This window comes from Pseudomonas quebecensis (assembly GCF_026410085.1).
In the GTDB taxonomy this organism is placed as follows: Bacteria; Pseudomonadota; Gammaproteobacteria; order Pseudomonadales; family Pseudomonadaceae; genus Aquipseudomonas; species Aquipseudomonas quebecensis.
In genome coordinates, this window is the sequence record NZ_CP112866.1 from 4,478,555 (window position 1) to 4,496,801 (window position 18,247).

17 protein-coding genes are annotated in these 18,247 nt (G+C 54.9%); 9 read left to right on the forward strand and 8 right to left on the reverse strand.

The genetic code is table 11. The annotated features are described in order from the left end of the window. Positions 1-58 precede the first annotated feature (58 nt). Positions 59-1,165 carry a hypothetical protein gene (locus tag OSC50_RS20930; RefSeq protein WP_266245851.1) on the forward strand — a complete coding sequence of 369 codons (1,107 nt, stop codon included), beginning with the start codon at positions 59-61 and terminating at the stop codon, positions 1,163-1,165. A 251-nt stretch (positions 1,166-1,416) separates the two neighbouring features. Next, complete coding sequence (locus OSC50_RS20935; protein ID WP_266245849.1) at positions 1,417-2,124, forward strand: hypothetical protein; 708 nt, start codon at positions 1,417-1,419, stop codon at positions 2,122-2,124. A gap of 166 nt (positions 2,125-2,290) precedes the next feature. Here the strand turns inward: OSC50_RS20935 and OSC50_RS20940 are convergent, their stop codons facing one another. Both OSC50_RS20940 and OSC50_RS20945 read right to left on the reverse strand, forming a co-directional pair. Next, entirely contained in the window at positions 2,291-2,719 is a 429-nt protein-coding gene (locus tag OSC50_RS20940; RefSeq protein WP_266245847.1) for a hypothetical protein, read from the reverse strand. 443 nt (positions 2,720-3,162) lie between these two features. Further along, positions 3,163-3,981 carry a hypothetical protein gene (locus OSC50_RS20945; protein WP_266245845.1) on the reverse strand — a complete coding sequence of 273 codons (819 nt, stop codon included), beginning with the start codon at positions 3,979-3,981 and terminating at the stop codon, positions 3,163-3,165. A gap of 277 nt (positions 3,982-4,258) precedes the next feature. Here OSC50_RS20945 and OSC50_RS20950 point away from each other — a divergent pair, with 277 nt between their 5' ends. Further along, positions 4,259-4,996: a hypothetical protein gene (locus OSC50_RS20950; protein ID WP_266245843.1), complete on the forward strand. Its 738-nt coding sequence runs from the start codon at positions 4,259-4,261 to the stop codon at positions 4,994-4,996. A gap of 493 nt (positions 4,997-5,489) precedes the next feature. On the opposite strand, the gene OSC50_RS20955 is transcribed toward OSC50_RS20950, so the two are convergent. Together OSC50_RS20955 and OSC50_RS20960 are read right to left on the reverse strand one after the other, a co-directional pair. After that, a complete protein-coding gene (locus OSC50_RS20955; RefSeq protein ID WP_266245841.1) occupies positions 5,490-6,530 on the reverse strand; it encodes a hypothetical protein in 1,041 nt (346 codons plus the stop codon). Then, entirely contained in the window at positions 6,527-7,678 is a 1,152-nt protein-coding gene (locus tag OSC50_RS20960) for an AAA family ATPase (protein ID WP_266245839.1), read from the reverse strand. Before OSC50_RS20960 ends, OSC50_RS20955 begins: the two co-directional genes overlap by 4 nt. A 545-nt stretch (positions 7,679-8,223) precedes the next feature. Here OSC50_RS20960 and OSC50_RS20965 point away from each other — a divergent pair. Then, positions 8,224-8,448, forward strand: a complete 225-nt coding sequence (locus OSC50_RS20965; RefSeq protein ID WP_078827578.1) for a hypothetical protein — start codon at positions 8,224-8,226, stop codon at positions 8,446-8,448. A gap of 789 nt (positions 8,449-9,237) precedes the next feature. Continuing rightward, the gene (locus tag OSC50_RS20970) at positions 9,238-9,438 is read left to right on the forward strand and encodes a hypothetical protein (RefSeq protein ID WP_266245835.1); all 201 of its coding nucleotides are present in this window, start codon (positions 9,238-9,240) and stop codon (positions 9,436-9,438) included. Positions 9,439-9,538: 100 nt separating this feature from the next. On the opposite strand, the gene OSC50_RS20975 is transcribed toward OSC50_RS20970, so the two are convergent. Together OSC50_RS20975 and OSC50_RS20980 are read right to left on the reverse strand one after the other, a co-directional pair. Next, positions 9,539-9,733 carry a hypothetical protein gene (locus OSC50_RS20975; protein WP_108525240.1) on the reverse strand — a complete coding sequence of 65 codons (195 nt, stop codon included), beginning with the start codon at positions 9,731-9,733 and terminating at the stop codon, positions 9,539-9,541. Positions 9,734-9,753: 20 nt separating this feature from the next. Beyond that, a complete protein-coding gene (locus OSC50_RS20980) occupies positions 9,754-10,620 on the reverse strand; it encodes an SDH family Clp fold serine proteinase (protein ID WP_266245829.1) in 867 nt (288 codons plus the stop codon). Between the two features lie 707 nt (positions 10,621-11,327). On the opposite strand from OSC50_RS20980, the gene OSC50_RS20985 reads away from it, so the two are divergent. Together OSC50_RS20985 and ggt are read left to right on the forward strand one after the other, a co-directional pair. Next, positions 11,328-12,107 (forward strand): PhzF family phenazine biosynthesis protein, encoded by a 780-nt coding sequence (locus OSC50_RS20985; RefSeq protein WP_266245827.1) that lies wholly within the window; start codon positions 11,328-11,330, stop codon positions 12,105-12,107. 37 nt (positions 12,108-12,144) lie between these two features. Beyond that, on the forward strand, positions 12,145-13,974 hold the full coding sequence (gene ggt / locus OSC50_RS20990) for a gamma-glutamyltransferase (protein WP_253510348.1): 1,830 nt from the start codon (positions 12,145-12,147) through the stop codon (positions 13,972-13,974). Positions 13,975-14,012: 38 nt separating this feature from the next. Here the strand turns inward: ggt and ddlA are convergent, their stop codons facing one another. Then, on the reverse strand, positions 14,013-15,107 hold the full coding sequence (ddlA, locus tag OSC50_RS20995) for a D-alanine--D-alanine ligase (RefSeq protein WP_181079564.1): 1,095 nt from the start codon (positions 15,105-15,107) through the stop codon (positions 14,013-14,015). A 159-nt stretch (positions 15,108-15,266) separates the two neighbouring features. Here ddlA and OSC50_RS21000 point away from each other — a divergent pair, with 159 nt between their 5' ends. Beyond that, positions 15,267-16,076: an AraC family transcriptional regulator gene (locus OSC50_RS21000; protein WP_253510344.1), complete on the forward strand. Its 810-nt coding sequence runs from the start codon at positions 15,267-15,269 to the stop codon at positions 16,074-16,076. Positions 16,077-16,091: 15 nt separating this feature from the next. On the opposite strand, the gene OSC50_RS21005 is transcribed toward OSC50_RS21000, so the two are convergent. Beyond that, positions 16,092-16,667: a flavin reductase family protein gene (locus tag OSC50_RS21005; protein ID WP_253510342.1), complete on the reverse strand. Its 576-nt coding sequence runs from the start codon at positions 16,665-16,667 to the stop codon at positions 16,092-16,094. Positions 16,668-16,876: 209 nt separating this feature from the next. Between OSC50_RS21005 and OSC50_RS21010 the strand changes: the two genes are divergently transcribed. Continuing rightward, positions 16,877-18,247, forward strand: coding sequence for a GntT/GntP/DsdX family permease (locus OSC50_RS21010; RefSeq protein WP_266245822.1), 1,371 nt, complete (start codon positions 16,877-16,879; stop codon positions 18,245-18,247).

Here is an 18,247-nt window from a genome sequence, read left to right on the forward strand (position 1 = left end):
AGTAACCACTCTGCTTAATCGTAACCCGTTAGCAACCACATGCATTCAGAGGCAAAACATGGAAGCTCAAGCCTATCTTCGAGAGCTGAACACCCAGCTTACCTATTTGTTTGCCTATGTGCGCAAAATCAATGAAATCGACACCGCCGCAGGTCTTTTCGGCGAGTTTCGAGGAATGCAGGATGCTGGCTGGAGTACTGTCGCCACTGCCCACGAGGTTTTCCATGAGCTGAAAGTCCTCGGGTCAAAGGGGGAGCCATTGACTCGGGCCGAGCTTCGCCAAGTGCTATGCCTATACGCGCATCTTGCCGAGGCAGGTGGTGTGTACGAGGGGTTGTTGAACACCATGCAGATCCCTCAGTTGAAGGCTTACAACCTCTGGCCGTTTCAAAAGCTCGTCCGAGTGCGTCCTGAACCCAGAGCTATAATCGGCCCAAACGCTAACGCGATGTTTCGGCACCTAGCACGGGTTGCGACTGAAATAGGTATGAGCAGCCTGGCGAGGTTGTTAGAGACCACCTTTCGGGACGACATCAGAAATGCCATAGCGCATGCCGACTACACTCTCGTTCCTGAAGGATTGCGAGTAAGGCGAAGAAACGGAGGCCAGCCAGTCATTGTCTCCCACGCAGAGATCGGAGAGGCTTTACAGATAGCAATTTTCTTCTTTGAAATGCTCCAATCCTTCCAACAGGAAATTGCAGAGTCATTTCGCCCGGCCCGAACTATTGTCGGAAGGTTCAGCGAGAACCCACCCATGGCCTGGAAAATCGAATTATCCGATGATGGGGGATTCTCCCTTTCTAGCGATGCGCCTGGCCCACAATACGATGCTGCGTATGAACGACAGAAGCGGATTAATGACCGCTTGGGCGGGCGTATGGTGGCGGCTTACATTGAACCAGGCGCGGACTTGCCGCCCGGGCTCATTGCAGAGATCTCAACAATGGGCTTTGAGGTTCTGATAGTGGAATTCGAGAGTGACCAGCAATTTGCAGATCTTGTAGCTGAAGTAGAGAAGCATCAATTGTGGAACCCAGGGCCAATTCCAGAAAATGATTTTGGACGTGTGCTCATGTCGACACCTTTTGGATTTCAAAAAATCTCAAACGGGAAGCAATTCAAAGCCTCGCTTCCCGTTGTTGAGGAAGTTCTGATGGCATGATCTTTACGGAATTCGGCCACGCGCTTGGTCTCAGGCTTTGTCAGGTTCCACGCTGGCCCTATGTAAAGTTTTGACAAGTCGCCGGCGTGGACCAGACCAGTCCGTAACCACCACAAGTAACCCACTCGCGTTGCTACATCAATCAAAGGGATCTCCATCAGGGAGCCGTCCGGTGCCGGTCAACCTTGACTATTGTTAACAGCACCACTGGATGTGTAAGCGGCGGCAATCAGCCAATAGGAGAGCTGGACATGGCGAAATTTGATGAGCCTTTTCACGCCAACCTTGACACCCAAAAAGTAATGATTGGGGGTAAGAGTCTTGAACAAAGGAAGAGTGATCTTGAAGCGGGCGTGGCTCGGATTGGTGGCTTTTGGCGTCACCCGAATTACTTTCAAGCCTACTTACATTCAGCATCTCTACTGATCGAACAGGGACGAGCGACAGAGACGCTGGATGAAGTAGGGTTGCCCGCCTTTTACCTCCAGAGACACGCCATCGAATTATTGTTGAAAAGCTTGCTGTCATGGCTGACCAATATTTCCGATCTTCGCAACGACTTAGGACGATCTAAGGAGCAACCAAGCGACGATCTGAAAGATGCTTTGCGCAAAAGCCATGACCTCAAAAAGCTCCATGGACACCTCCTAGAATTTTGCGCCGCGCTTAACGTCCCACCGCCGCCAGCGGAGCTAGGCAGCTTGATAGAGAGTATGGGGCAAGTGGAGATAACGGAGACGTGGTCCAGATACAGCTCCTCATCAAAAAAATCGAAGGACGGCGCACGCATACAGGTCAAACACATTCCAGAAGAAATTCTGATCCCGATCGTTGAACTACAAGAGGGACTTGATGCTATCGCGATCCTCGTGTCGGCGCGCGTAGCCTTCGGCGAGACATACGAGGATGAGCTACATGACATCTGGGCGCAGCTAAATGCCGATCTAGATCGAGCATAAAACGAAGCAGAGGGTTAGCCTTTACTGAGTTGCAGGCGCTGACCAGATCGCGCGGTATCCACTCTGGTATCCACGGGTTGGCATTGGTCCAACGCTCTACACAACCAGGTAGGCGCCAATGATCGAAGTGCAACTGATCTCGAATTCAAGCCGGTACTGACGCGGTCTAAGGCAACTGCATCTTGGTGCTGAAGTTTACGTAGGAACCACCTACACCTAGGGTTTTCACATATCGCCCTTTGAGATTCTCACCCTCACGACCAAAAACCGATTGAACGCTTTCTGGCTGAACTGCCGCCATCCCTGCACTCACCTCGATGGTGTAAAGGCCTGGAGGTAAGGCGGCGTCACCATCAGAGAATTTTCCGGCCGAAAACTTGCCGCCCTTAACGGTTGCCTCAGATTGCGCGAAGTACTTTCCACCAACCAACTGGATGCCAACTATCAATTCAGTCTCATCAGGCAGGTTAGTTTTCCCGAAGATAGTTGGCTTTCCGTCACCGTCAGAACTCACACTCATCGCAACATTTAAGGCAGATGCGCTAAACGACAAAAGTGCTAAAACACAGCCCGCTAAGGCTACCTTCATTCTCATGACTGCTCCCTGCAAATTTTGCTCGTACGCAACGGCGATGTGCCGTGCTGACCTGCTTCTAATTGAACATATAACTGCACAGTACGCTACCAGTTGACGATGCGAGCTCTGGAGCAGATCGGTGCCCCATCAGAAAAGTCCCGAGCGCGGCAATTTGCAAATTGCCTTCCTCGGAAGGCTTCAAACCGTAAAGCCATGAATTTGGGCCGCTTGAAGGCCGGCGCTATGTAGATGATCTAACGCCAACCATCGCCTGTTGCTTGGTTGGGCAGTAACTGCGCAAATTGCGCACAAGAAGTGCGCAGTTCAGTACGCACGGTTGGTGCGCATTCGGGGCGTAGCGGCAGTAGGTTCGCACTGAGGTTCGCAACAGCCAATGCGAACCATGGTAGATCTGCTGGAGGCAGAAAAATATTAATAAAAATGAACATCAAAAATCAGGATTAACGCAAAAGCTTTATCATAGTGTCGGGATAATTTGTTACTGCTTCGTACTGGTGCTTTTGGATATTAGAGGCTTGAAATGACTCATCGTATGGGACACATACGGCAAGAACGCTGTCATCTCCGCCGAGATATATCGCAGACATAGACTCATAGAGCTCAAATGACATATCGAAAAAAATATTTGCTACAAGACCGTCAAAATAAAATCGATAACTTTGCAAAAACAGCTCTTCCTTTTCCACCTCTAACTTAAACGGGAGCTTCATTTTCAACGGCCCAAGGTTGTGTCTGGGGCCTAGAGAAGTAAGCTGCGTCAGCTGAACAGGCAGGAAGCTGAGTGGGTAGGGATTTTTTTGCAACACCATAAGCCGCAACTGCTCTAGCTCATTAGCCGGAAGTCGAACATGGGCGTATTGAGGAAGATTTGAAGCTGCTGCCCGCCACAAGATACTCAGGAAAAAAACCCTTAGGTTCAAAACATCCAAGCCGGGAACGGTGCGAAGCCCAAATTTCTCACCTGGATTTGGAGTTACCTCTTCCTGAACATCGCTATCGCCAGACCAACCGCTCCAAACCAACTTCCCCTTTCGTAGTTCAATAGCAGCCGAGCTATCTAGCTCAGAAAGAACATCTTCACCCTTGCGAATTACAAGAGCTCGATCGTACCAACTAGTTGGTCTTCTGGTCGGACGACCTCCTGGTGCGCCATCAATGAAATACTGCCCCTCACTAGGGCCGGAAAAGCACAGTGGAATGAGGTGTGATTTGACGAATGTTCCAGTCTTTAATGTCAGCTTGCAGGTACCTATCGCCACGATCCATCTCCTTGGGGTCTGACTAATCTAGGATGCCTTAAAAACACAGCCAAATAAATGTACGGATCGGCACTTCAGGTGCATCTATCGTTGATAGGCTGGGCATCAAAAGTGGGGTATCAGTATCTGGTTTCCACTTTGGTTTCCACCAAAAGCAGGAGTTTTGACTGGCAAACTGCGCACCCGCCGGAATACTGTCTGGCTGGCCGGCGTAAGACGTTTACCCTCAGTGGGGAAAAACTCATGATTGAACATCGGAAACTTCAGAGAGAACAAAATGCCGAGTATCGTTTGGGGCCGACATCCTCAAGAGGCCTATGACAACCCGTATGAGCATGAAGCCCAACGGCAATTCCTTAGGGAATGCGATGCCCTGCTTCGCGAAATCATCAAACGCCTCAGGCCGCACACACTGAAATACCATCGCGACGAGCAGTCGCTGCAGAAGGCGACTTGGCTAATCACCATGGACTTGCTGGCATCACTCCTAGACTGCGTGGCCTTACTGAAGGAGACACGACACCGCCCAGTTGCGCGAGTCTTCCGTGACGCAGTTGAAGCGATCGACGTGATGCGCTATTTGCACGCGGAATCCCCAAAGGCCGAATTGGCTTTGAAGAAGTGGTACGCGAACGATACGATTTCTCATGGCGAAATCCGGAAGCTGATCGAAGCATTAGACGGGGTGGAGGCGGCTACTGAACGCAGAGTCTTCTATCAGGAACTGTCCAAATTCACCCATCGCACTTATCGGGCACTTCTCCACAGTGTTTCACTTGGCCGGGACGAACTCATGGTTCACGACAGCCATGGTTCCGGTTTTCTAGTTCTGCCACAAACCATCGCCGCCTACATGGCTGTGCTGGGGGACATAACGATCCAGGCGACTGGAAGCGTCAGCTCAACCGGACTGCTCTCCGCTGATGAGGTGGTGGAAGCATGGGGTGTGGCCTTGGAGATTCATACGGTCCCCCGGCGCTTCGCAATGCGTGTAAAACCTGACTCTCCACTTTGACTACGCTTTGACGGAATGCGAGATAGGCATCAGACCAAAACCACGCCGGCTTGGCGTCTGAGGCTTATCGTGTGGCCAGCCCGTCAAACAAGCGCACCTTTGCCGCTGATACCCCTGACAGACCCCAGACGGACACGGCGCTTTCGGGCCGCCTACTTTTACCTGGCCTTTACCGAATCGCTGGCGATTGTGAGACAGGCATGAGACCGAATCCAAGCCGGTTGGGCGTCTGAGGCCTACTCCGAGTGGGCTGCATCAAAGTAGGCTGTCTGGCATTCTGATACCCCTGACAGCCCCATACATCGATTGTACAAATTGGCCTGACTTGCGGTCGATGGTGTAGTAACTCACTCGCTCAAGCGGTGATGACGAGTAACTGACGAAGGTATCTGGAAAACAACGCAGACAGGGAATTCAACACCTGTCCACGCGAACTCAGAAGTCGCAATTAGAGCGAATCAACTCCACACCTGAAATTTGAAGAAATTCAAACTCAATGCAACAATGAATAATTAGTTCTTAGCGCATCTAAAGTCGATTTCAAGAAAGGAACTTCGACCCTTCCTGGAGAAAATTTAACTTTTAGATAACATGAAAACTGCAGCCAACTGGCTTCAACATGCGACACCTTACCTTCATAATCTTTATATAAAGCTTTGACTCTTGCTATCTCAGCACTTTTAAAAACTTTATTTACTTCTTCAAAAGCATCAGTGACGGCATCAAATAAATTATGCCCCCTCATAAAAAGAAAAAAGCTATCCGGTGTTACTCCTATCGCCGCGAGTTCCTCAATAAATTTTTCATATTCAGCGCGCCCAACCGCCGTTACAGCCTTTCCAACAGTGACTTGCAGTGCATTTAAACTGGAAACAAAACCTTTATAAGCTGCACAAGAGCTAAGACTCTGGACATTTGCCTTCCTAAGTTTTTCAACCTTTCCATAAACAAGCTTATGTGAAAGACCAAATTCCTTCGCCCTCTTGACACCCTCTAAATAATAAATCCCCGTATAGGTTTCCCACACCTCCTTGGCAATCATACTGATAAAATCGGAAGGTAGCAGGTTGTGGTGTTGAGGACCTACCGTGGTCAATGTTGTAAATGCGTGATCAACATATTCACCTGATAAAAACGCATTATCAATAGCATATATATTTGTTACATATACATGAGGCCGCGTGTTTTTTTTCGATACATAGCCAGGAATCATGCTTTTTATAAAAGAGTCATCACTATCAATACAGAAAATACAATCCTTACCAAGACTCAATACTTTTTGCTTTTCAAGAGCGAATAAACGGTCACAACCAGTGGATTTTTTGCCATCCGCCGACGTCGCTTCATCTGGCCCTCTAACATTAAATTTAAACTTATCGTTTGCTTTTAAAAAATCCTGCCAAAACCATTTATCAGCTAATGCCTCAACCCAAACATCAACATAAAGGGCCTCAGACCCATCAATATTAAACAACATTAGAGCTTTACCCAGTCCTCCACTGACAGGAAACGATACATCCTTGTCTTCATTCATATACCTTGGTCCTTATAAATTTTCGCCAAATTCACAACTTGTTCTGACTGAGTGTGCATGACCAAAAAAGGCGAGTGAGTACCGATTATAAACTGCGCTTTAGGAGCAAGCTTTTGGAAAGCAGGCAGCAATTTCTGTTGCCACTCAACATGTAGAGACAAATCGGGCTCATCCAACAGGAAAAAAGATACATCCTGATTTAGATACACGGTAAGCATCAAATTGAGCAAGGTTTTTTCGCCTTTTGAGAAATCTACAAAAGGGATCACGCCTTCATTCCTCACATCTAAGCATATAGAATCATTGTGCCAGACCAAATTTCGCCCTGTCATACCATAAAACGTATTTAAAACTTCAAAAACCTCATTATCCTCAAAGTTGGTTACATTACTAAACTGCTCTACGGCAGCCTCCACTGCTGCTCGAATTTTATCCTTATTCAAGCTAGAAGTTAGCTTTCCTCCCTTCATTGTAAACAACGAAGAAATACGACCCGTTACTTGATCAGCTATTGCATGCTTTATCACAAACTCATGAATTAGAGATGCTAAAGTCTTATCGATTGTTGTGTTATTCTGATCCCCCTGAATCACGCTACTCATAACTTTTGAAGGAAAATTCCTATGTATCGCTTCATCTATGTACGCAATCATGCTTAGATTATGCGCATACAGATCAGGATTAGTAATCCTCAACAACTTAGGAGGCAGTTTCACTCCGCTCCCACAGAACTCTTCTCTTTTCTCGGAGCTAGTTGAAGACTTTGTATACTTTGTTTTAGAGACTTCTTGGCTTACCATCTTGATAGAATTCTCAAGCGCTTTTTCAAGAGATAAATCCTTATCAAAAAAATCTTCAAAAAGCTGATTCACCTCTTCCTTTGTAGCTGAACCTTGCTCCATTTTTAACGCACGAACTTTCCCCCCATCAGAAAAAGTGCAATCAAATGCCCAGCGAGAGATATTAGAATCAAACTTTGTATCTCTAATAGTGCAAAATGCCTCCTGCATGATTTTTATAATGCGGCTTTTACCAGCACCATTGTATCCAGTAAGAACAAAAAACTGGCACTTCTTATCTAGCTCAAAAACCACCTTTTGATTACTTTTGGGCGAGTTATAAAACTCTAACTTTGATATTCTACTCAATGTGCACCTCTATAAATAATAAAAAGCTCACTATGATAGCATGTTTTCATTGACGCCCAACCTGGTCAAACCTCAAGCAGTTGCTGCAAATCCACACCAGCACTTAGCGCTGAGCTCAACTCACTGTTAAGACTCTGACAAGCTGAGGCCGTTTATTGTGTTGACCACGACTTGAAGGAATGCCAATTGGTAATGAGACGCAGCCTCGCATGGAGGGCGCCTGAGGCTTATCGCGTTTGACCCCGTCAAACAAACGGACCAAGCTAGCGCCCCCCCTGGCGGATTCTGGCCTAAAGGTCCGGCTACGCTTAACAACCCTTCACCGAGCCTCCGGCTCATATGAGAAAGGCATGAGCCGGATTCTGCGAGCGTGGCCGCCTAAGAACCCGCAGAGGCCCTTGCGGGCAAGGCTCACGCATTAGATGTGGGGAATCCCGTATCACATCGCCAGGATACTTTTACGCAGGCGGAAGCAAACCACGGAAAGGTGATTACGGGCATTCACGGCGCCGGTGCTACGATCTCTCGAAACACGGAGACCCACCATGACGGACACCAAACTGATCGCCAACCTGTTCGACCGCCTCAATCAGAACCAGCTCGCCTTGGGCGCCGCGGTGGAGGAGCTTTCCAACTGGGTCGAGCAGCGCGGATCGGCAGACATTGCCAACAACGTGCGCGGCGCTCTCGAAACGCTCGATGAGAACCTGGTGTTCATTCGCCAGGGCATTGCCGAGCTGACCGTCGCCGGCAGTCTGGGCCAGTCGTGACGCTGGTTAGGATTCTGGACAGGCTCTGGACGGCTGGAGAGGCCGCAGTTCTTCCGGCCCGGCCCGCGGACCGAAGCCTGCAAAGGCTGGTGGCAGATCGGGCACGCGGACGGGTAGCTACCTCGTCCAGAAACAGGGGCGAGCCGTGACAGTCAGTTGCGGGACAAGTGGCTCACGGACGAACCAAACAAACGTGGCCAAAATCCTTGACCAGCCTTGACGGAACCTTGACGAAATTTTAGACAGGTCTTGACGGATTTATCTGGCGACACCAGCAGTGGGAACGCTCAAAGCCAAGTAGGGCAATGCTTTGCGGGCATTCGCTTGTCTTGGCCAACACCAGCCTCGTCAAGAATTTAGGAGGAGGCCGTCAAGGTAAATGCTCGATCAATATCAAGGCCCTGCTGGCGGGATGGGGTGGTGAAATACCGGGCCAGACAAATCCTTAGCGCACCAGGCAATACTAGACAGGCCCTAGACGGATTTCCGACGACAGAACATGGGAAAGCTGCCCACAGCCCAAGCAATGCGCAGTTTCCAGCTTTATAGGTGGTGTGCTAATGCTTGATGCTCGTCAAGTATTTATCGGAGCTTCCATAGACCTGACAGCAGGTCGGAGCAGGAGGTGAACGAGTTGCTCACCCTGGGGCGGAAACCGGTCGGCCTGCCAGCTTGGCCAACCCCCTGATTCCAAGTAGCGGCTCACGTTCCGCTGGTAACATCTGCAGGTCATCTGCTGGCCCCGCTTCATTCCGGCGCCAGCATCAACCGCGCATCGAGGATAGAGCCGTGTCCGTTATTGACTGTGATTATCTTCCAGCCGACAAGGTGCTGTTTCCGCCGGAGCTGGCGCTACTAATTATCAGGAAGGCAAGCGCAATGGCGGCGGCATTCGAGGAGCAAGCCCTCGACCAGCTCACCAAAGATGCCCGGCGCGCCCTTTCGCAAGGATCTGAGCTAAGGCGGGTCATCAAGGAGATGCGCTTGTAGGTGACCCGCTGGAAATAGCGCTACCTGGTAGAGCAGGCCTAAACCAGTCAGGCACAAAAAAGCCCCTCCTAAAAGGGGCCTTTTGCCATGCCATAGCCACTTAAGAAAAGGTGTTCTGGGTGGTTAGGGACATCGGATTGATAGGAGCAATATTGTAACGCTCCGGCTGGACCGCTCCGCTTTTTACCAAGCGTTCAAAGCGATCGTTCATATCATTCAGACGCTGAGCTCGATCAGTCGAGCGCTGGGCGAGCTCTCGCTGTACCGCTTCAGAGGTACGCTTGTCGATGGTCATCTGTGATCCCTCGTGGTCCGTTATTGATAGTGAAGCATAAAGGCTGATTGCTGGCGCTCTGCATGCTCAGCAAGCAGTTCCGAATAAATGCGCAGATTCTGCCTAAGCACTGAGTCATTCGTATAGTCCTCAATCTTAAGCTTCAGACCGTCGGTCAATGTCTGGATTCCAATCATCCGACCATGAGAATGCCACCGATTGTTATCACTGAGGTCTTTGGCGATTTGTTCGGCGCGCTGTTCTTTCTCGATCTGCGTGACCGGGGCGCCCGGATTAGTGATCGAGTGCGTCGCCCAATCCTTGAATTTGTATTTCACCAGCCACTGCTTAAGAAGGCTCACGGAAAGATCCCTTGCCTGCTCATAGCGACGCAGTGTCGCGAGGTCTAGCCGCTGTAACATCAAAAGTTCGGCGTCAGTCAGCTTGTTATTAGCTGACTTTTCTATGAGCTCGTTGACCTTATCGATATAACCAAGTGCTGGCACAAGATTTCCATTCTCAAGTGGGACCTGTGGGTCGATTGGTCCGAGAGAAGACGTGTAGTCCATGAAAATCTTATCACCAGACATACAGAAAATGGTTCCGGCAGACATCGCAGCCGTGGGCACGACAAAAAGCACCTCAGTGAAGTGATGGCGAGTAACTTCTACCATTTTCTCTACGGCCTCAACTACACCGCCGGGTGTAGCGAGCAAAATGCAGATCCGGCCCTGTACGTCAGTGCTCTTAGATTGGGCGACAATAGCCTCCACAGCTACAACGTAAGCGCTCAATACCGCTGGGTGGATGGGACCTGCATAAGCCAAAACTGGACACTGGAAATGCTGAGAAACCAAAGATCTATAATGGCCTAAAGCCATCAAAATGTGATTATCTAAGCTTGCCATTCCATCCCCCATCCATTGGTTTTTGTTGATGTGGAGATTAGTGCCGTTTTAGCGATCTGCAAGCGAGGGGCGAAATGGACAGAATTCATTGGTTTATAGGCGCGAACGCATCTTGACCAACGAGTTATCACTATCAGGTGGCAACCTTAAGGCAACTGACCATTACCCCGAAACGGGGTAGCGCTTGCGGTGAAGGTGCAACACGACTCCAGGATCACCGCCGCAAGATGTGGCGATGACTCCTTAAAAGCGAAGAACGAGATAGTCGGGCCACTTTGGACTGATCCATCAAAGGAGTGGTGGTGATGACAATACCTTTGCACTGGCGGCTATCACGATGACGATACCGTTCGTCGGGGGCGGAGCATCGAACCTCGACAGCTTTTTTAAGTCAGTGCGAAACGGGCCAGAAACACCCCAGCAGACAGCGCCGTGTATCCCCTGGTGTATCCCATAAAAACACAAAAACACAAATAGCCAATAAAAACAGCAACTTAAATATCCAGTTCAAATGTCTGTGTAGCCACCAAGTACTGAAAAACGGCTTACCGAAAGGTAGGCCGTTTTTTTATGCCCGCCGAAAAGCATGTCCGCCGTGCCCCACGCGGCCGTTGTACATGCGCGTAAAAAAACTCTCCAACTGTATTTTGACGCTCCCTCGACCCACTGTTAGTGTCCAGCCTCCCCCACACACGGAGTGCCCCACGGTGAAATTGGACATCTACCAAGTCGACGCCTTCAGCGAACAGCCTTTCGGCGGCAACCCGGCTGCGGTCTGCCCACTCACCGAGTGGTTGCCGGACGAGCGGCTGCAGGCAATAGCCGCCGAGAACAATCTCTCCGAAACCGCTTACTTCGTACGCCGGGGCGAAGGTTATGAGTTGCGCTGGTTTACCCCTGAAGTCGAAGTGGACCTGTGTGGCCATGCCACGCTCGCGGCGGCGTGGGTGTTGATTCACAAGCTGGCGGACAGGGCCGACGTGCTGCGCTTTGCCACCCGCAGCGGCGAGCTTCGCGTGACACGCAACGGTGATGAGCTGGCGATGGATTTCCCGGCCAAAACGCCACAACCGTGCGAGCCGCCCGCCGGAATGTTCGCCGCGCTGGGCATTGAACATGCCGACGTGTTCAGCACCGACGACTTCATTGTGCTGCTGCAGGATGAAGCCCAGGTGGCGGCGCTGACCCCGGACTTTGCACGGCTCAAGGGCCTGCCCAAGCGCGGAATTGCCGTGACCACGCGCGCTACGCGGTTTGACATTGTGTCGCGCTGGTTCGGACCGAATGTCGGGGTCAATGAAGACCCGGTCACCGGTTCGGCGCACACCTCGTTGGCGCCGTTCTGGGCCGAGCGCCTGGGCAAAACCCACTTGACTGCGGAGCAAGGCGGCGCACGTAAAGGCCAGCTGCACTGCGAACTCAAGGGCGACCGCGTGATTATTTCCGGCAAGGCTGCGCTGTATATGCAAGGCACGATTTACCTGTAGAACAGCCTTGGCCAAAGGACAACGATTACTGCTTACCATGAACGGAGTTCAGCGCGTGTTTTCGATTTCTCGCCGTCAACTGACGGTCATCGCCGCGACCCTGGCGTTGGCAGCCTGCCATAGCTCGGTTAACGAACAGCCTCCGGCTCCGGAGCTGGGCTCGGGCTATCGCACCGGCCTTACCCCCCGTCACGCCGAGCGCCACATGGCCGCCGCCGCCAACCCGCTGGCCGCGCAAGCCGGGCGCGACATGTTGCGCCAGGGCGGCTCGGCGATTGACGCCGCGATTGCAATGCAGGCGGTGTTGACCCTGGTGGAGCCGCAGTCATCGGGGATCGGTGGCGGTGCATTCATCCTGCTGTGGGATGGCGAAAACGTGCACGCGTACGACGGCCGCGAAACCGCACCGGCCGGGGCCTCAGAGCACCTGTTCCTCAGCGCCGACGGCAAGCCGATGGCGTTTCCCGAAGCACAGATCGGTGGCCGCTCGGTCGGTACGCCAGGGGTACTGCGTGCGCTGGAAATGGCGCATAAAAAGACCGGTCATCTGCAGTGGGCCAAATTGTTCGAGCCGGCGATCCGTCTGGCGGAACAAGGCTTCGCGATTTCCCCGCGCTTGCACAGTCTGATTGCCGCCGACCCGTATATCGCCCAATCGCCGGACATGGCGGCATATTTCCTGAATGCCGACGGCACGCCTAAAGCCACCGGCACCCTGTTGAAGAACCCGGCGCTGGCCCAGGTGTTCAAGCGCATCGCCAAGGAAGGGCCGGACGCGCTCTACACCGGGCCGATTGCCGACGAAATCGTGCGCAAGGTCCAGGGCCATCGCAATGCCGGGAGCCTGTCCCAGGCCGACCTGCAAGGCTACGCCGCCAAGGAGCGCGCGCCGCTGTGCAGCGATTACAAACAATGGACAGTCTGCGGCATGCCCCCGCCATCCTCCGGTGGGATTGCCGTGGCACAGATCCTGGGCACGCTGCAGGCGCTGGAAGCCCGCGATCCGCGCCTGGCCATCGCGCCGATGACACCGCTCAAAAGCCCATCGCCCGCCGGGTTGGAACCGACGCCCGAGGCCGTGCACCTGCTCGCCGAGGCCGGGCGCCTGGCATTTGCCGATCGCGCGCTGTATGTGGCCGACGCCGATTTCACACCGGTTCCGGTCGCAGGCCTGATCGCACCGGACTACCTGGCCCGGCGCGCCACCTTGATCGGTGAACGCAGCATGGGCGTGGCCAAGCCCGGTCAACCGGCTGGCCTGCAGGTGGCCTACGCACCGGATCGTTCGCCGCTGCGCATCTCCACCTCGCAGGTGGTGGCGGTGGATGACCTGGGCGGCGCGGTGTCGATGACCACCACGGTGGAAGCCGCGTTTGGCTCCCACCTGATGGTCCAGGGCTTTTTGCTCAACAACCAGATGACCGACTTTTCGTTCATCCCCGAAGAAAATGGCCAGCCCGTCGCCAACCGCGTGCAACCCGGCAAACGGCCACGTTCGGCCATGGCACCGACATTGGTATTCGACCGCCGCAGCGGTGAGCTGCTGGCCACTGTGGGCTCTCCGGGAGGCTCGCAAATCATCGAATACGTGAGCAAGTCCCTGGTGGCCCTGCTCGACTGGAAACTCGATCCGCAGGCGGCGATCAACCTGCCTAACTTCGGCAGTCGCAATGGCGCAACCGAGCTGGAGGCGGGCCTGGTCAGCCCGGCGCTCAAACAGGCGCTGAAAGACAAGGGCCACACGCTGAGCGAGATCGAGATGACCAGCGGCGTACAGGCCATCGTCCGCACGCGGGACGCGCAAGGCAAGGTATCGCTGAACGGCGGCGCCGACCCTCGGCGCGAAGGCGAAGCGCTGGGTGACTGACTGGAAGGGGGCAAGCCCGTTCACCACAACACGCTCACTCAGCGGCTGATCTTCAGCCCCTTGCGCGCCGCGTGCCGCTCCATCGCCAGTTCGATCAGGCGGGTGACCAGCTCGCTGTAGCTCATCCCCGCGGCCTGCCATAGCTTGGGGTACATGCTGATGCGGGTGAAGCCGGGCAGCGAGTTGATTTCGTTGATCAATACCTCGCCATTGTCAGTGAGGAACACATCGACACGCGCCAGCCCGGAGCAGCCCAACACTTCAAACGCCTGCACTGCCAGGTGGCGAATGCGTTCGCTGGCGTCATGACTGATCGCGGCCGGCACCACCACCTGGGCAGCCTGGTCGTCGATGTATTTGCTGTCGTAGGAATAGAACCCGCTGCTCACCACGATCTCGCCGCAACCGCTGGCGATGGGGTTGTCGTTGCCCAATACCGCACATTCGATTTCACGACCCTGAACAGCAGACTCCACCAGTACCTTCTCATCGAAACCCAGCGCCAGTTCAACGGCGGCACGGTACTCGGCTTCGCTGCCGACCTTGCTCACGCCCACTGAAGATCCCTGGTTGGCCGGTTTGACGAACAGCGGCAGGCCCAGCGTATTCGCCGCCTTCTCAAACGAAGTGCGGGCCGCATTGCCACGGGTGAGCGTCAGGAAGGGAGTGACGGCGATACCGGCGTCACGCAGCAGGCGCTTGCTGATGTCCTTGTCCATGCAAATAGCCGAGCCCAGCACGTCGGAACCGACAAACGGCAGGTCGGCCATGCGCAGCAAGCCTTGCAGGCACCCGTCTTCCCCAAGGGTGCCGTGGACGATGGGAAAGATCACGTCGATATGTTCCAGCACGCCTTGGCCGGAAGTCTCCACGACCTGGCGATTGGCTTTGCCCGGCACGACCGCCAGTTCGCGATTGGATTGGTTGAGGGCGATCAAGGCTGGGTTTTCCTGATTAAGCAGGAAGTTGGAGGTGTCGTTGAGGTGCCAGTGACCGGCCTTGTCGATGCCAATCAGGATCGGTTCGAAGCGCGTACGGTCGAGGGCATCGACGATGTTGCGCGCCGACTGCAACGACACTTCATGCTCAGCCGAACGGCCACCGAAAATAATACCTACCCGCACCTTGCCCATGACTCGACCTCATTGTTGAACGTAGGGCTTCTTACCATGGGCGGTCAGCGCTTGCCAAACGCGCGGGTAGCCAGCGGCTGCACGATCGTACAAGACCCCGCAGACAGCGCGCCCCACACTGAGTTACCGTGTTTCCACCTCTTCCTGTGACAAGTCACCATGGGCAATTCGACCACCCCGCTCGATTGGCTGCACCGTGCGCCGCACGCCAGCGGCCTGGACCGTATCGAGGCGTACTTTGCAGGTTTCGCCTTCGACCCGCATCGCCACGACACTTACGCCATCGGGCGTACGTTGTTCGGCGTGCAGAGTTTTCATTACCGCGGCGGCATGATCCACAGCCTGCCCGGCACGACCATGGTGATTCATCCCGATGAGGTGCACGACGGCCGCGCCGGGAGCGAGGAAGGCTTCAAGTACCGCATGATTTATGTGGAACCGGCGTTGATTCAGCAGATCCTCGGCGGCAGGCCGTTGCCGTTCGTGCCCGCAGGATTGTCCACCGATCCGCGGCTGTTCCGCGCCAGCGAAGTGCTGTTGCAGAACCTGGATTGCCCGGTCGACCCGTTGCAGGAACAGGATGCGTTGTTCGACCTGGCCCAGGCGTTGAGCGCTGCGTCAGGAGCGGTCGTCAGCCGCAAGACGTTCGACTACCTGGCCGCCGAGCGGGCACGGGAATTTATCCACAGTGCCCTGGGCCGCAGCATCACACTCGATGACATGGCCGAGCACGCAGGGCGAGACCGCTGGGCCTTGTCGCGGGATTTTCGCCTGCTGTTCGGCACCAGCCCCTACCGTTACCTGACCATGCGCCGCCTGGACCTGGTGCGCAGCCTCCTGGCCCAGGGCCAATCTCTGGTAGATGCGGCGCTCACCGCCGGCTTCACCGACCAGAGCCATATGACCCGGCAATTTCGCAGCACCTACGGCATGCCGCCGTCGCGCTGGGTGAAGATGCTGGGACGTTGAATGCGTTGGCCAGGCTTACAACTGGCGCCCATCGATCGGCTGGCCGATGCTCAGGAAATGCCCGCCCGCCACGTGGTGCAAGGTGCGCAATGGGTCGTGCCCCTCGAAGTGCCAGCGCCCGTCACTGAAGACACGCTCATCGGCGTAGGCGGCGACCACTTCACCGAGGAACAGGTCGTAGGTTTGCTGGTTATGCGGCTCGGGCAGCAGGCGGCACTCCAACCACGCCACGCACCCCTCCAGCAACGGTGCGTCGGTGTGTTCACCGTTGAACGTGCGCAAGCCATAGGCGGCGAATTTGTCGAGGTCGCGGCCACTGATGGTACCGACGGTCTGCACCAGGTCGGCCTGGGCCGCACACGGCACCTGCAGCACAAAGGTGCCGGCGCCTTCCAGCAGTTCGCGGGTCCAGGTGGATTTGTCCAACACCACCGCGACCTTCGGCGGTTCGAAATCCATCGGCATGGCCCAGGCGGCAGCCATGATAGTGCGCTGGCCTTCATGAGCGGCGCTCACCAGCACGGTCGGGCCGTGATTGAGCAAGCGGTAGGCCTTGGGCAGCGGGACAGGACGGCAGTGTTCGGGGCTCATGCAGGGTGGCTCTTCAAGCGAAAAAACCTACGATACCTCAAGCACAAGCTCCCCGGGTAAGGTCCGCCGTGAGTGGCCAAGCCCTCGGAACATGAAAAAAATCGCCAACACAACGGATCTATAGGGGGGCAACGTCCGATCAGGTATCCTTTTGGCGCAGGAAACAAAAAGAAACAATTATCCTAACCTGTTCGATAAGGAGTCCCGCTTTGGCGTTATCGACTGCTGCGTGGATGGTGCACGACACCCGCCTGATGTTTTGCGTACTACTGGCCATCGCCAGCATCATCGTGCTGATCAGCGCGACCAAGCTACCGCCGTTTCTGTCGATTTTGATCGGCACCTTTATCGCCGGGGTTGGTGCAGGCCTGCCGCCGGAAGACGTGGCCAAGGCCTTCAGCAAAGGCGCCGGGGCGATCCTTGGCGAGGCCGGGATCATCATTGCCCTGGGTTCGATGCTAGGCGCGCTGATGGCCGAGTCCGGTGCGGCCGATCGCATCGCCACCACCCTGCTGGGGCTGGGCAAGGGCAAGTCGCTGCCGTGGGTCATGGCCTTGGTGGCGATGGTGATCGGCTTGCCGCTGTTCTTTGAAGTGGGCCTGGTGATGATGGTGCCGATCATCTTCGTCATGGCCAAGCGCTCGAACCAGCCACTGCTGAAAATCGCCATCCCGGCGCTGGCGGGCATGACCACGTTGCACGCGTTGATGCCGCCGCACCCAGGGCCGCTGATTGCGGTGGGCGCGCTTCACGCCGACCTGGGCCTGACCATGTTGCTGGGCTTTAGCCTGGCGGTGCCGGCGGTGATACTGGCCGGGCCGATCTATGGCAACTGGCTGTCCAAGCGCCTGCATGTGGATGAGCCGGCCGACATCGGCGCGCTGTTCAGCGCGCCGCCCAAGGCACCGCGCCAGCCGACCTTCGGCGTGTCGTTGCTGATCATTCTGTTGCCGGTGATTCTGATGCTCGGCAGCACCTTGGCCAAAGTCGCATTGCCCGCCGAAAGCAGTGTGGGCATGACGCTCAAGTTCCTCGGCGAACCGCTGATCGCCCTCGGCCTGGCGGTAATCGCTGCGGTGATCTGCCTGGGCTGGGCGGCCGGCATGCCACGCGCCGAGGTCGGCAATACCCTGCGCAAGGCACTCGCGCCGATTGCGGTGTTGCTGTTGACCATCGGAGCCGGCGGCGGCCTCAAGCAAACCCTGCTCGACGCCGGCGTCAGCCAGACCATCAGCAAGGTCGCCGAAGGCGCGCACATGCCGTATCTGCTGCTGGCCTGGCTGATCGCCGTGGCGTTGCGGCAGGCCACGGGTTCGGCCACCGTCGCCACCACCACAACGGCGGGCATCCTGGCGCCGATGATGGCGGGCCTGGCGGCGACACAAAGCTCACTGGTGGCCCTGGCGATCGGCGCCGGCTCGGTGTTCTTCTGCCACGTCAACGATGCCGGGTTCTGGATGGTGCGTGAGTATTTCGGGCTGCAGCTCAAGCAGACCATTTGGGTCTGGTCGGTACTGCAGACCATTGTGTCCGTGGTCGGCCTGGTCGGTACGTTGCTGCTCTGGCACTTCCTGACCTGA

Coding starts and splice junctions, on each gene's coding strand:
- OSC50_RS20930 (WP_266245851.1), top strand. CDS start 59: ATGGAAGCTCAAGCCTATCTTCGAGAGCTGAACACCCAGCTTACCTAT.
- OSC50_RS20935 (WP_266245849.1), top strand. CDS start 1,417: ATGGCGAAATTTGATGAGCCTTTTCACGCCAACCTTGACACCCAAAAA.
- OSC50_RS20940 (WP_266245847.1), bottom strand. CDS start 2,719: ATGAGAATGAAGGTAGCCTTAGCGGGCTGTGTTTTAGCACTTTTGTCG.
- OSC50_RS20950 (WP_266245843.1), top strand. CDS start 4,259: ATGCCGAGTATCGTTTGGGGCCGACATCCTCAAGAGGCCTATGACAAC.
- OSC50_RS20955 (WP_266245841.1), bottom strand. CDS start 6,530: ATGAATGAAGACAAGGATGTATCGTTTCCTGTCAGTGGAGGACTGGGT.
- OSC50_RS20965 (WP_078827578.1), top strand. CDS start 8,224: ATGACGGACACCAAACTGATCGCCAACCTGTTCGACCGCCTCAATCAG.
- OSC50_RS20975 (WP_108525240.1), bottom strand. CDS start 9,733: ATGACCATCGACAAGCGTACCTCTGAAGCGGTACAGCGAGAGCTCGCC.
- OSC50_RS20980 (WP_266245829.1), bottom strand. CDS start 10,620: ATGGCAAGCTTAGATAATCACATTTTGATGGCTTTAGGCCATTATAGA.
- ggt (WP_253510348.1), top strand. CDS start 12,145: ATGAACGGAGTTCAGCGCGTGTTTTCGATTTCTCGCCGTCAACTGACG.
- ddlA (WP_181079564.1), bottom strand. CDS start 15,107: ATGGGCAAGGTGCGGGTAGGTATTATTTTCGGTGGCCGTTCGGCTGAG.
- OSC50_RS21000 (WP_253510344.1), top strand. CDS start 15,267: ATGGGCAATTCGACCACCCCGCTCGATTGGCTGCACCGTGCGCCGCAC.
- OSC50_RS21005 (WP_253510342.1), bottom strand. CDS start 16,667: ATGAGCCCCGAACACTGCCGTCCTGTCCCGCTGCCCAAGGCCTACCGC.